Consider the following 14281-nt stretch of genomic DNA (forward strand, 5'->3'; position numbering starts at 1 on the left):
TAACCTTTGATTATACGTGAAGAAGTGCGCTTTGATTGCGTTCAAACGAAATTCCGATTATCCATATAAGAGAGAACTCAGGTCTACGAACACTTTTTGTCGAATTCAAGCATCTTCGCCAAAATCCCAGACCACCCAAAACTATATCTTAGAGGGTGTAACGCAAACTATCATTGAAGTTGCAAAACTAGAAAATCAAGAAAGTTCATTCGCTAGGATCTAGCGGTACTCTCGCAACACTTTTGGCAAGCTGCCATTCTTCATGCCACGTTGAATTGCAAGGTCAATTTTATTCATCACGTCTTGGAAGTGATTCTTTGAACTCGCAAAGTGAATCGTATCGTAGAACATAGGATTCTGAGAAATATTGAATTTTCTTCCAGAAAAATCAGGATCATTAAATTCAGTGATCGTTTGACGATGTAAGACCTCTTCGGCCTGCTCGCGCGACAACTCTTGTCGAACGGGAATCAACATAACCGAATTTTTCTGTGCGATCAGTTTCTTGAATCGCTCTTGGATAGTGAGAAAATCTTCCTGAACAACGAACAATTGATTACGTGCACGTTCAAATTCGATCCCATGACTGATCCCCAGTGAGCTAATTACTATTTTCCCTTTTAGGTCATTGAGCTCGGCAAGGTTTCCACTGTTGGGACCATAGGAGATTGCCCAAATATTGAGAGTAATCACAGGGACTGAGAATCGGTATGATTCAAGCCGTTCAGTTGACTTTGAAAAGCCGTATAAAATACCATTTCCCTGTTTGACTTCAATTTGAGCCCGTTTCCAAGGCAAATAAACAATCGAAAATTTAATCTTGGTCTCACGTTGAATATAGCGCAACACACTTTCAATTTGAGGCGTAATGGGGATTTGTATGCCTTTGACATCCAAATTTTCTGGTAGGAAAAGTTTGACGCCGCGTCCATCATTTGCTTGCGAAACTTGAGCAAAAAGAAACATCGCAAGACACATCACCGCCCGAAGAATTCGACCAGAAAACATAGGTAAATTTTAGTTCATACTTAATTATATAAGTATGAATGGTTTTTCGACTTTATTGAATGAAATATTTCCTTGTGGAACCTTTTAATTTAAGGTGACATACAAAGTGTTTGATTTTAGTCAAACCATTTCATTGATTTAATTCACTAGGGTGTAGAAAATTACAATACTTCCATGCTAAGACGTGCTGACGTGACTTCATTTTGAGGGCACAATTGAGGTCACATCAGCAAGGCACATTTTCGCTTTTTATTCCGAAATTACTGCGAAATTATTGCGAAGTCCGTTCGTTATGCTTTTTTTGATAAATTTTTCGGCTCGCTCGATTTTCCTCAGCATGTAACTTTGCGCGTTCAGCTGCAGTCACAACGCCGTCTGACTTCGCTGCACGCTTATCAGCTTGAATCTTTGCCTCCCTCATTTCCAAATTAGCCGTTTCTCTTGAAGTTAATTCACCCGATTGCACACCTTCTGCAATTCTCTTCTGTTGATTAATTTGGCGCTGACGAACGTTGGGTGTCGCGGTCGTTTGCGCAAATGCAGGGATTGCAATTGCGATTGAAACTAAAGTTGCTAATAATTTCGTCATTTTCATTTCCCATCAAAAAATTAGATTGAATCGATTGCGAACAACTGTTGATAAATCACTGGCGAGCAAATCGCTCGTAGCACTATAACGCCAGAGACCACCGCCAGATGACTGATTTCTTGTAAGCAAGGTAAGCATTTGTAACGAAAAACGAAGCTTTACTTTTGTTTGCGGAATACTCAAAGTTGAATCAGCAAAGATATGTTGCCTTAATCAAAGCTTGCATCAAAAAGATCTAATCTGTCGGTACAAAAACCATCCACCCCCCAACTGCTTATTTCATGCGCACGCTCAACTTCGTTGACGGTATAGCAAAACAAGCCGAAGCCCCTATCCTTAATTTGTTTCGCCCAATTTGCTGTCAAGTGCTGCTGATTTGTATGCAAGGCAATGGCACCCGTTTTTTCTATCTGCACTCGCCAATTCGGACTGAATTCGTCCAATAGTAAGCCACGCGGAATGTCGGGTGCTTGCCGTTTCGCTGCCATCAAGGCACTTTCAGAGAAAGAAGAAAAAAGCGGTGCCTGAGCAGTCGAATCAAACTGTTGCAACCAAGTTTGCGTCAATTCCGCCACGACTTCACCTGTCTCTACTTCATAGCCGGGTGCTGGTTTGATCTCGACGTTCATCCAAATGCCCTTTTCTCGGCAGTATTTAAAAATATCTTCATACAATGGAACACGCACATTTGCGTAACGCGCATCAAACCAAGAACCCGCATCCATTTCTATCAATGTTCTCGCGAATGTACTGGACACTGTACCAACTCCAGCAATAGTTCGACCGAAATCAGGATCGTGCATGAGCACTGGAACACGATCTTTTGATAACATCACATCAAACTCAACAGCGCGAAAGCCATGTTCATAGCCGTATTGCATTGCCACCAAGGTATTTTCCGGAGCAAAAATTCCAGCGCCACGGTGAGCAACGACTTTTGGATAGGGCCACATAAACACTCCTTCAAAGCAGAATCGGACAAATTTCAGGCTTACAGCATATATGCATACAACAAATCAACACAAGACTTCACTTGGACATCTTCGCGTCTTAGATTTAACTCGCGTTCTTGCCGGACCGTGGTGTACACAAAATTTAGCTGATCTCGGTGCGGAAGTTATCAAAGTCGAACGACCTGATCAAGGTGACGATACAAGATCCTGGGGACCTCCATATTTAAAAAATCAGGACGGCAACGAGACGAGTGAAGCAGCGTATTACTTAGCCGCCAATCGCGGCAAACAAGCCATTGCCATCGATATCGCGACGCCAGAAGGTCAAGCACTTATTATTGAGCTCGTGAAACATTCGGACGTCTTGATAGAAAACTTTAAATGCGGTCAATTGAAAAAATATGGTTTGGACTACGCAACGCTGAGCAAGCTTAAACCTGATTTAATTTACTGCTCCATTACGGGATTTGGGCAAGATGGCCCTTATGCAAACCGTGCCGGCTACGACTTCATTATTCAAGGCATGGGCGGCCTGATGTCATTGACTGGCGAGCGAGACGGCATGCCAGGTGGTGGCCCACAAAAAGCTGGCATCGCGATTACTGATCTCATGACTGGCATGTATGCGACGGTCGCGATATTGGCAGCGCTAACCCACAGAGATCGTACTGGAGAAGGCCAATATATCGATTTGGCACTACTTGACGTACAAGTCGCCATGCTTGCCAACATGGGTTCAAATTACTTAACTAGCCAATCCTCACCACAGCGATGGGGCAACGCCCATCCGAATATCGTTCCCTACCAAACCTTTCCAACTGCTGATGGCCATATCATCATTGCTGCGGGCAACGATATGCAATACAAGAAATTTGTTACGATTGGCGAGCGTCATGACTTGGCGAACGATCCACGCTTTGCAACTAACCCCCTTCGAGTTCAACATCGAGAAATATTAGTGCCGTTACTCGAGGTCATGTGTAAAACGAAGACAAAACAAGCTTGGATTAGCGCACTTGAAGCCGCCGGCGTACCTTGCGGCCCAATCAACAATCTCGACGAAGTCTTTCGCGATCCGCAAGTTATCGCAAGGGAAATGCAAATTCAACTTGATCATCCCATTGCGGGGTCGGTGCCACTGGTCGCAAGTCCACTGCGCCTCTCTAAGACGCCTGTTCAATATCATCAAGCGCCCCCCACCTTGGGTCAACATACGCAAGCTTGCTTGCGCAACATTCTCAACCTCAGCGATGAAGAAATTCATGCGTTGCAGACCAAACGTATTATCTAACGCACCGGGTCGTCTTATTAGGCGCTACTCCGCAAAACGACCTGTGAATTGCTCCTCAACGGCAGTCAACTACGTCTATGTATGACACGTTATTGTCATGCGCCCGCGTATTTTTGCGATGCATCGTGCAATGCAGATCAAGGGTGAAGAATTTCTACATTTCAATACTGGAATTATTATGCGTAAATTTGCCCTCATCGCCATAGCGCTTATCATGACCCAATTGACCGGTTGCGTCGTCCACCGCTACCGAAGCGAACCTGTGCGAGACTACGGTACCTACAACAGTCAATATTCAAACCAGTACCCAAATCAATATAGCAACCAATACGCCGATCAATATGCAAGTCAATCGAATTATCAACACGATACTTATTCGAGCGCTTACCAACAAAGACCGAGCGACGTTGCCCAAATTATCAGTATCCGTCAAATCGGTGAGACGCGTGAATCAAGCGGTGGTGGCGCGGTTGTGGGTGCGATTCTAGGCGGGATTATTGGCAATCAGATCGGCCGGGACGATGGTCATTCTTCCTATCGTGGTCGCGGCCATGCATATCGCCGCGGTGGATCCGATAATGATGGAGCACGCGCAGTAGCGACTCTAGGCGGTGCGATTCTTGGCGGCGTAATCGGAAATGAAATCGACCGTGGCAATTCTGAACAAAGAAGCTTTACCGAAATTACCGTAAGAATGGCAAATGGCCAAGCACAAGCAATTTTGATGGCCTCGCCAGGTCAATTCCGGGTTGGTGACCGTGTAAGAGTTGGTTACCAAGGAGGAAAATGGATGATCTTCTAAAATAGCTAGCAATAAAAAAAGCAGCGTGTGAAGTTATTCCACGCTGCTTTTTTTTATTCAAAACAAATACCATTTTTGTTGGAAAGGCAACCTCCTTTGACAAACGCCGCCTAATCCAACCGACTTGCCTCTATTTTGCAGCCGCTTTTTTTGCTGCGCCGGCGAAATCTCCAGCATAGTAATGTGCGATTTGTTCAGGCTTCACAAATTGACGAATCGCGGCATTCACTTGATCTAAAGTCAAAGCAGCAATTTTTGCGTCAAGTTCAGCATCAAAAGCCATACTTCTTCCCAAATACAATTGATTGCGTAAAGCACCCGCTAACGCAGGATCTTGCGCGCGACGCAATGCATAGGTTTGTGCCAAAGCTTGTTTTGCATCCGCCAATTCAGCCGCTGTGATGCCGTCTTTCACAAATACAGCCAATTCTTCCTTGATCGCGTTTTGCAAACGTTCTAAATTTTGCGGTGCGAACATAGCAGAAATCGCAAACGTTGCAGTCTTATCTAATGCGGGTACGGATACAAAACTACCGACACCATAGCTAATCCCTTCTTTCTGGCGAATACGGCCAAACAAACGCGATTTAATGCCGCCACCCAACACATTATCGGCGACTAACAGTGCTGGATATTCCGGCGCACGGTCATTCAATTCAAATGGCAATTCAGCCATATAAATCGCATTCGCTTTATCAGGTGTTTCCAATTTTACAGACGCGCTTTCCGCGGGAATTGCCAGAGTTGGAATACGGGTAAATGGACTAGCGCTTTTCCAATCGCCAATGACGGTTGCCAATTTTGCTTTCACGCTTGCGACATCGAAGTCACCGACCAAACTCAATTCAGCATTACTTGCACCGTAGAAGTTTTTGTAGAAATCTTTGACAGCATCCAATTTCGTTGCGCTGTACTCCGCGATACTTTCATCGATTGTCGAAGAGTAACGAATATCGCCTTTCTTGTAAGGAGCATTTTTCTTCGCTTTCATCGCCTCAGAAACGACTGATTGCGGCTCACTACGTGCACTTTCCAACGCAGAAAGATTTTCCTTGATCAAGAGCTCAAATTCGTTGGTTGCAAAGCTTGGCGCACGCAAAACTTCGCGCAACACATCCAACAATGCTGGTAAATTTGCGCGGACAGTATCGAAACTCACCGTCACGTTTTGTCCAGACCCAGATACATTCAATTTTGCTTTCAACTCACCTAATTTGGTGTCTAACTCTGCGCGTGTGAACTGGCTAGACCCGCGCATCAACATATCCGCTGCGAGATCGGCTGGCACTTTTTGGCCAAACAATGAAGTTTCATTTCCTAAATGTAGGCTGAGACGACCACTCACAGTTTCACCACGAGTCTTTTTACTCAACAATGCCACTTTCGCGCCATTTGCCAAGTTGAATTTTTCCGTCCGTTTATCAATATTTGCTGGTGTTGCGTCAAACGTCTCACCCGCTGCCACTTTCGCACGTCCTTTGTAGCCATCCACCAATTTTGCAACATCTGGGACATCAGGAATTTCAGCGCGGTCAGGTGCAGCGACTGGAATGAACTGGCCAAAACTACGATTGTCGGCTTTAAAGTAATTCTTCGCGACGCGATTAATATCCGCCAAGCTCAAAGCTTCAACGCGGTCACGTTGTAAGAAAAATAAACGCCAGTCACCTAATGCTATCGATTCAGACATACTCACGCACAAACGTTGCGGATCGTTGATCGTTTTCTCCAATTCATTCAGAAGATTCGTTTTTGCGCGCTTCAACTCGGCTTCGGTCACTGGATTCGCACTTAAACCTTCGACTGTTTCGATCAAAGTCTTTTTGGCTGTATCAACGCTTTGGTCCTTGCTCAACATGGTTAAATACATTGAGTAACCTGGTTCGGCCAATTGAAAAACGATGTTTCCCACACCAACCGCTTGTTTCGTTTCAACCAACTGTTTATGCAAACGCCCATTTGGTGCTGAACCTAAAATATCACCCAACGCTGCCAACGCGGCCGCATCTGCGTGACTGCCTGGCGCCGTTGGATATAGCACTGCGGCCATTTGTTGATCTGTTACGCGACGTACAGTCACTTCACGAACGCCGTCCCGTGCTTGCTCACGAGTCCAAGTTTTTTCTAATTGGCGGGTCGGTTTAGCGATCACACCAAAGGTCTTTTCGATATATGCCAAGGTTTTTTCAGTATCGAATTTACCCGCGACCATCAATACAGCATTGTCAGGTTGATAGAATTTACGATAAAAACCTTGCAGATTCTCGATCTTGACACCTTCAACGTCGGCACGTGCGCCGATGGTATTGTTGCCGTAGTTGTGCCAGTCAAATGACACTGCGGCTAGTTGCTTCCACAAAACACGGAAAGGATTATTTTCGCCAATTTCCATCTCATTACGGACAACCGAGAATTCCGTGTCGAGGTCACTTCGAGCGATTTTGGAATTGATCATACGATCTGCTTCCATGCTCAGCGCCCATTGCAAATTATCTTCGCTTGCTGGAAAAGTCTCATAGTAGTTGGTACGATCATAGAAAGTCGTGCCATTGAATTGCATGCCACGCTTACTCAATTGATCCATCAAATTGCCACTTGTCTTTGTCCCTTTGAACAACAAATGCTCCAATAAGTGCGCCATCCCAGTTTCGCCGTAACTCTCATGGCGTGAACCAACCAAATAGGTCACGTTGACTGTTGTCGTCGGTTTGGATGCATCCGGTGCTAACAACACACGCATACCATTCGCCAGACGATATTCAGTAATTCCTTCAACTGATGTGTAATTCACGGCAGGCGACACTTTCGCAGTTGCTTTTGTCGCTACCTTGGCATCCGCAGCAGACACCGACAATGGTGCATTCAAAGCCCCAAAAGCGAGAGCAAGGGTTAGGCAAATTGGTTTTAATTTCATGTGATATCCCATCAATGATTAAGGTCGTGGTGCAGGAAATGCTGTGATATTCAGTCCCGCCAGTGCTACAAGTATTTCTTATCGTTAATTCAACAAAAACGAAGTCAGCAGCATAACAAATTTGACTTGTTTTGCGTTGGCTTTCTGATGAAATTCCCATTAAACCGGACGAAAGTTCGAATTGGTGACTCGAAATTAGCTCGCTAATCGAACTAAGCAAATCGAGTCGATGAATTTTCTTTCCATTACTTTCTATTACTTTCTATTACTTTCTATTAAGCAATGCGGCTGCTCTTTATTATCCCTCTCCGTATCTACCAGTATCCACCATGTAATGACTTAACGACTTCAAACCATTAACTTTATGGCAAAATCTAGATCGTTTTTCGCTGAGATATTGATGAAAACGCCGTCGGACAAAGTGTGTGTAGAGCTAAAATGTGATGTTTTGCCGAATTCTATCGGCACCGACACAATCCCCCCCAGAAAAGGAGAAAAGATGAAAATAAGAAAGATGGTATTCAGTACGGTGACTATGGCAATTGCCGGCCTTGGTATGAGCGCCCAAGCCTTCGCAGATGGACGTGGCTTCACCGTCGAAGATATGGTGAAAATGGAGCGTGTCGTCAGCCCCGTTGTTTCCCCTGACGGAAAGTTAGTCGTGTACGCGCAACGTAGCACGGATGTGGAAAAGAATCGCAGCCGATGGGATCTGTGGCAAATCGATCTCACCGATGCACAAGCCGTCCCGAGAAAACTCACTAACCTTGGTAGCAACAATGATGGCAACAATTCTGGTCCTCAATGGTCAGCAAAAGGTGACGCCATCTATTTTGTGTCAAGTCGTTCGGGTAGCGGTCAAGTTTGGCGTCTTCCCATCGCTGGCGGTGCGGCTCAAAAAGTCACGGACTTCCCCATTGATGTCGAAAGTTTCAAAGTTTCACCAAGGGAAAATCGTATTGCAATCGCGATGGAAGTATTCCGCGACTGCGCCGATCTAAGCTGCACCAAAAATCGTTTAGAAGATAAAGCAAAGGTAAAAGCTTCCGGTCGCCTCCATGACAAACTGTTCATCCGTCATTGGGACACTTGGGCGGACGGTCGCCGTAATGTTTTATTTTCCTCGGCTTTAGATGCCAATCATATTGCCAGTTCACAGGCCGTCAGTTTATCCGGTGGCTTGGAGGCTGACGTTCATTCTAAACCCGATGGTGACCAAGAAGATTACACGTTCACACCGGATGGCAATCAAATCGTTTTTTCTGCACGTATTGCGGGCAAAACCGAGGCTTGGTCAACCAATTTTGATTTATTCAAGGTACCCGCGACTGGCGGTTCTGCGCCTCAAAATCTCACTGCCGAAAACCCTGCTTGGGACGCGAAACCAAGCTTCTCTCCCGATGGAAATACCCTCGCTTACTTGGCGATGAAGCGACCTGGCTTTGAGGCAGATCGCTTTCAAATTATGTTAATGGATGTCAAAACAGGTAAGAAACGTCCACTTGCTGAAAATTGGGATCGCTCTGCCACGAATCTAAATTGGTCAGCCGATGGTCAATCACTTTTTACGACTGCATTCGATCTAGGTCAGCTACGATTATTTAAGATTGATATCGCATCTGGCAAAGTAAGTGCCCTCAGCGATCAAGGTTCGGTTGCGGGCTACGACATACAAGGTAACAGTGCCGTCATTGCCAAAGCCGATTTGCGCTCGGCTGTCCAGCTATTCCACTCTGATCTCAACAAAGCCAATTGGCGGCAAATTACCTCCGTCAATCAACAAGCCCTTGCCAATGTCCGTTTCGGTGACTTCGAGCAGTTTAGTTATGCGGGGGCAAAAGGTGAAAAAGTGTATGGCTATGTGATGAAACCTTGGAACGCGGAGGCAGGTAAAAAATATCCAGTTGCATTCATCGTCCATGGTGGGCCACAGGGAAGCTTTGCGAATAACTGGAGTTATCGCTGGAATCCGCAAACTTACGCGGGCGCTGGCTACGCTGTCGTATTTATCGACTTCCACGGCTCTCTCGGCTATGGACAAGCTTTTACCGACTCGATCAGTCAAGACTGGGGCGGCAAGCCACTCGTCGATCTGAAACTAGGAATGGCTGCAGCAGCGAAACAATTTCCATGGCTAGATAGCAGTAAAGCTTGTGCACTCGGTGCATCCTACGGTGGCTTTATGATGAACTGGATCGCAGGAAATTGGAGCGATGGATTTAAATGTATCGTCAACCACGCTGGGATTTTTGATAGCCGATCTATGTATTACACCACAGAAGAACTTTGGTTTACCGAATGGGAAAATGGTGGTCCGTATTTCAAAGTGCCAGCTAAGCATGAAAAATTCAATCCTTCCGCGCATGTGACGAAATGGAAGACTCCAATGTTGGTCACACAAGGTGAACTCGATTTCCGCGTACCCAGTGCACAATCGTTTGGCGCCTTTACTGCCTTACAGCGTCAAGGTATCGACAGCCAATTATTGACCTTTCCGGATGAAAATCACCACATCTTAAAACCTGCCAATTCGATCCTATGGCATAACACTGTCTTAAATTGGATGAACAAACATTTGAAATAAATTTCAGGCAAGTTCATTAAAGGCGAGTGAAATAAAAAAGGGAGTGCAGCTTGAATGCACTCCTTTTTTTACATGGATCCATCACGATGTTCCAAGCCGCTAGAAAATAGTCGCTTAGTGGTCGCCTAGTAGTCGCTAAGCGTTAGTCAATAAACGATAGTCGCGATGAAAAAAAAACATCAAGTCAAATGCATATCAGTTGCCGCGATACCGATTAAGCTAATTGCGACTTGGGTATCAGTTGGTGTCACTGCTGCTGCAATTTTCATCCCTTGCGTAATGGCCTGATCTGACGAGGCGTAACCCAATCCCCAATCAATCGCAAAGGTTTTAGCAACCGCAATCTTATTGTCGAGCAAGTCCGCAACCCAACCCCAAGTCGTATTCCCTTTAAAACCATGTGCTGCGTCTAGTATGGTTGAAACCAGACTTCCCCGATTCGCCTTGCCACTCGATAACTCGCCGTTCCAATAGCTCAATCCATCTGCATCAGCCCCATCGCTACGCCCCAATACATTTCGGTAAATCACATTAATGAAATCGGTATTACTCATGGTGGCAGAAAAACCTGTGTAGTCAGAAAATTGCACACCCGCATTATAAAAAGTCTCGGCGATCGTATTGAGCTTTTGCCCATTGAGCATTTCACTAGTCCAATAAGCCAAGCCATCAGCGTCTGGAACACGATTAAAAAAGGCCACATACAGCTCAATTAAGCGTTGCACATCTGCCGCTGGCGCTGATTTTGTCAACGCTTGAATTTGCAAATTCACCGTCATATCACTAAATTGCAGGTTCTCGATACTATTTAGCGTGTCGGTCGCAATGCTGCCAGATTTCGACACGACAGTGAGCGTGTCGCCGACCCGACTCAGCTTAAATCCATTCAATTTTTCCGCATAAACGACGGTATCATTCCCAGCATTCCCGGAAATCGTGTCACTCCCGACACTACTCGTTAAGACATCGTTACCTGAGGTTCCATTAATGAATTCACCGATCGCTGTTTTAAAGCTATAGCTCGTGAGTGCGCTCGATGCATTGCCACTGCTATCTTTAAAAAGCCCCGCCGACATTTGGAGAACATAATTCTTCCCATACTGCAGATTCACCGTTGGGTTCACCGTCAAAACATTCGATGCAATACTTAGCTGCGCGCTGGTTTGAACATCAAAAGTTTCAACGACAACGCCCTCGCTCGTTTTCAGCTGTATCGTTCCCGCCCCCTTCACGATCGGCTCGTTAAAAGTCAATACGAGATCTCGATTGACTGCCACATTACTTGCCTGGTCGACAGGGCTAAACGTGATCACCGATGGGCCTATGGTATCCGCAAAATAGGTCGTCAAATCGATAATGTCACGGCCATTATTGAACGCTAAGCGTTCTACATTGATCAGGGTTGCATGAAATTGTGAGCTAGCGCCTGACACTGTATCGACCTGAATCGTGCCGTCGGCGTTCTTGCTAATCTGGTACTCACGTCGCAATGATGTGCCCAAATTCAAGGTATCGATTCCACCCAAGCCGTCAATCACGAATGTTCCAGGATTCACCACTAACCACGAGTCGTCCTTGTCTGTGCCTTTGATGGTTGCCATATTGCTTCCTTCCTTGTGTTTAACCGTACGCGACCTAAATTTAAGGACCTAAGGGTTTCGTTTGATAAATAAGCCCAGCATGATCGACAGCCAAATAATTCACGCCCGCTTGCTCCAAAAATTCCAAGCCATCGGCCTCAAGCAACATGGCTATGGTAGTACAACTACCTGCCATACTTGCGAGCGGAGCCGTCACGGATATCGAGCGCCAATAGCGTACTGGCCATCCAGTCTGGGGATTGAGAATATGGCAGTATCGCTGTCCATCCAAATCGAAATATCGTTGATAATCACCACTTGTTGCAAGCGCCCCTTGGGCAATCGGCATGGTCGCTAAGATTTGTTCGGGTGCACGTGGATTCTGTATCCCAATTTGCCAATCCGATCCATCTGGTTTTGGGCCAATAACTCTTAAATCTCCCCCGAGATTTACGTAGCCCGACTTTATGCCATTTTCCATCAGTTTCTGCGCTGCACGATCGACTGCATACTCCTTGCCAAATCCACCAAAGTCCAATTCCATTCCAACCTTAGGCAATTTGATTTGTTGATCGTGACGTTCAACATCTGTCCAACCAATCAAATTTTGATAGGCAGCGAGATCTGCCTCACTAGGTAAGCGTGCCTCATCGAAGCGCCACACTTGACGTAAAACACCCGCCGTAATATCAAAGCGTCCACGGCTCGACCGATATAAGATGTCCGCATAGTTCAGCAATGACCAAGTTTCGGTATCGACTTCAACCGGTGCATACCCAGCGGCCTGATTGATCTGACTGATCACACTCATGTCGGAATAACGCGAATACTTTTGTTGAATACGCAGTACTTCCTCGATCGCGCATTTCACTGCTAGCGATTCCGCGCTATCACCATTTGTATTGTTTGAGCTCGGTGTCGCACTATCAGGTTGAGACGCGATCACAATTTCACAATCGCACGCCATCGCTTTAAAAGGGTGGCGATGAATTGACATCATTGAATTTTCTCCGCGTTTTGGCATTAAAACTGACGACTCAATCCCAACTGTATCGTTCGAGCGTAAAAAGTCGGCAAACCCAAACTTCCCGTCCCAAACAACTTTAACCCAGCGGCCTGTCGATATTGTTCGTACTTCAAGTCCACTAACCAATCCTCACCCAATTTTTTACTCAGCTTGAATCCGTAAGTCACGGCACCAAATCCAGAAACCCGATGATCTTCTGAATAATGAATTGCGCCTTCTGGTGGGTTCGGTGGAAATGGAAAATCCGCAGGTCCCGCATCAACATAAAAATCAGCGGCAGTTTGGCTATGTAAACGCAAACTCGGTGTTAGCGTCCAATCATTCGACAAGTTTTGAACATAGTCGAGATTGAAGGTATGAGCCTTAATACCCCAGCTATCAAGATAGTAACGATAAGCAAAACGCGTCGACGCATCAAGCGCATCCCAATGGTGATTCCAACGCAGATTCCAAGTTTTGTTATCACGCTCTCTTGGACGCTCATCAAAGACTTTATAAGGATCTGAAAAATAACCGCGACCACGCGAGAACCCTATCCCTAATTGCACAATATCGACGGGGGTAAGTACTTGGGACACACTCAGTAGTACATCCCGCACTGTCTTTTTTTCATTTTGTACCAGTTGGTTCGCAGGATTAATCACATCATTGCTCGCACCTGCGGCAAATGCATACGTGGTATTCCTATCCACTGAGGAAAAATTCGCTTGAAACATCAAACCTTTGGAGATGTAATCCTCTTCATGCGAATAATTTAGACCCAAGGTATAACTACTATTTTCGTAATAACGCGTCAGGTCCATATCCGCTGCATTGCGTCTATCCTGCATTTTTTTTAAACCCGAGCCGTGATATGCCGGTGATGCTCCCGATATCGCATCGGTCGTGATTGAGCTGCCGAACATCCAGCTGCCGGCGAATGGTGCAATCAGCTTCAACGCAGTCGCCTTCACACGAATCCGGTCTGCATTACTTTGATAATCAAAATAGTCTAGCTGTTTGATCGCTAACGATCCCTGTTCAGGCGGCTCATCTGCACAGGCTGGCGCGCTCGCCACGAGAGACATACTGGCGGCCAAGAGTAGGGAGCCGACTCCCGCATTCGCTTTCTTCAACGCCGAATCATCTAAATGAGTTTGCATAGTGTCTATTAATTGCAACCGCAGCCACCGCCGCCCACGCCATTACCACCGCTGGCGCCCTCTTTACTAAAATAAATATGATCATTAAATTTGCCGTCCAATACATCACGGTCAAATTTCATGTCTTGACGTGCCAACTTTCCTTTTTCCCACGCTTGCACTTTCGGCAGTTGGGCGCACCCCGTCACCGAGAAGAGGACTAGCAAAGTGAAGCAGATTTTTTTTGATGTGGCATAAAACAACATGCATCTCCTCCAAACAGGTTTGATTGAACAGGCCATGTTGCATGGTCGATCGAATTCAAGACGACGACACACTCTAGCAGTTTTCCGATCGCTCGCTCAATAGTTTTGACTCAATTTAAAGACGAATCAGGAAGTCACTACGATAA

General features: G+C 45.8%; 11 protein-coding genes. 3 read left to right on the top strand and 8 right to left on the bottom strand.

Annotated elements, in window-relative coordinates:
- Positions 1 to 219 precede the first annotated feature (219 nt).
- The 3 genes from KDM90_RS04720 to ugpQ form a co-directional block, all read right to left on the bottom strand.
- Positions 220 to 966, bottom strand: coding sequence for a substrate-binding periplasmic protein (locus KDM90_RS04720; RefSeq protein WP_212674390.1), 747 nt, complete (start codon positions 964 to 966; stop codon positions 220 to 222).
- A gap of 313 nt (positions 967 to 1279) precedes the next feature.
- On the bottom strand, positions 1280 to 1597 hold the full coding sequence (locus KDM90_RS04725) for a hypothetical protein (RefSeq protein WP_212674391.1): 318 nt from the start codon (positions 1595 to 1597) through the stop codon (positions 1280 to 1282).
- A 209-nt stretch (positions 1598 to 1806) separates the two neighbouring features.
- On the bottom strand, positions 1807 to 2550 hold the full coding sequence (gene ugpQ, locus KDM90_RS04730; protein WP_212674392.1) for a glycerophosphodiester phosphodiesterase: 744 nt from the start codon (positions 2548 to 2550) through the stop codon (positions 1807 to 1809).
- A 49-nt stretch (positions 2551 to 2599) separates the two neighbouring features.
- Here ugpQ and KDM90_RS04735 point away from each other — a divergent pair, with 49 nt between their 5' ends.
- Both KDM90_RS04735 and KDM90_RS04740 read left to right on the top strand, forming a co-directional pair.
- Positions 2600 to 3841, top strand: a complete 1242-nt coding sequence (locus tag KDM90_RS04735; RefSeq protein WP_212674393.1) for a CaiB/BaiF CoA transferase family protein — start codon at positions 2600 to 2602, stop codon at positions 3839 to 3841.
- 178 nt (positions 3842 to 4019) lie between these two features.
- Positions 4020 to 4643 carry an outer membrane lipoprotein gene (locus KDM90_RS04740; protein WP_212674394.1) on the top strand — a complete coding sequence of 208 codons (624 nt, stop codon included), beginning with the start codon at positions 4020 to 4022 and terminating at the stop codon, positions 4641 to 4643.
- A 130-nt stretch (positions 4644 to 4773) separates the two neighbouring features.
- Here KDM90_RS04740 and KDM90_RS04745 read toward each other — a convergent pair whose 3' ends face one another.
- Positions 4774 to 7557 (bottom strand): M16 family metallopeptidase, encoded by a 2784-nt coding sequence (locus KDM90_RS04745; RefSeq protein WP_212674395.1) that lies wholly within the window; start codon positions 7555 to 7557, stop codon positions 4774 to 4776.
- Between the two features lie 499 nt (positions 7558 to 8056).
- Here KDM90_RS04745 and KDM90_RS04750 point away from each other — a divergent pair, with 499 nt between their 5' ends.
- A complete protein-coding gene (locus tag KDM90_RS04750) occupies positions 8057 to 10141 on the top strand; it encodes a S9 family peptidase (RefSeq protein WP_230409584.1) in 2085 nt (694 codons plus the stop codon).
- A 179-nt stretch (positions 10142 to 10320) separates the two neighbouring features.
- Here the strand turns inward: KDM90_RS04750 and KDM90_RS04755 are convergent, their stop codons facing one another.
- From KDM90_RS04755 to KDM90_RS04770, 4 genes are read right to left on the bottom strand one after another with little or no spacing between them, the layout of a single operon-like run.
- Positions 10321 to 11742: an Ig-like domain-containing protein gene (locus tag KDM90_RS04755; RefSeq protein WP_212674396.1), complete on the bottom strand. Its 1422-nt coding sequence runs from the start codon at positions 11740 to 11742 to the stop codon at positions 10321 to 10323.
- A gap of 40 nt (positions 11743 to 11782) precedes the next feature.
- A complete protein-coding gene (locus KDM90_RS04760) occupies positions 11783 to 12721 on the bottom strand; it encodes an FAD:protein FMN transferase (protein WP_212674397.1) in 939 nt (312 codons plus the stop codon).
- Between the two features lie 23 nt (positions 12722 to 12744).
- Positions 12745 to 13890 (bottom strand): DUF3570 domain-containing protein, encoded by a 1146-nt coding sequence (locus KDM90_RS04765; RefSeq protein WP_212674398.1) that lies wholly within the window; start codon positions 13888 to 13890, stop codon positions 12745 to 12747.
- Positions 13891 to 13898: 8 nt separating this feature from the next.
- Complete coding sequence (locus tag KDM90_RS04770; RefSeq protein ID WP_212674399.1) at positions 13899 to 14135, bottom strand: DUF4266 domain-containing protein; 237 nt, start codon at positions 14133 to 14135, stop codon at positions 13899 to 13901.
- Positions 14136 to 14281: the final 146 nt, after the last annotated feature.

The sequence above is a fragment of the Affinundibacterium fentianense genome (assembly GCF_018139545.1).
Classification (GTDB): domain Bacteria; phylum Pseudomonadota; class Gammaproteobacteria; order Burkholderiales; family Burkholderiaceae_D; genus Undibacterium; species Undibacterium fentianense.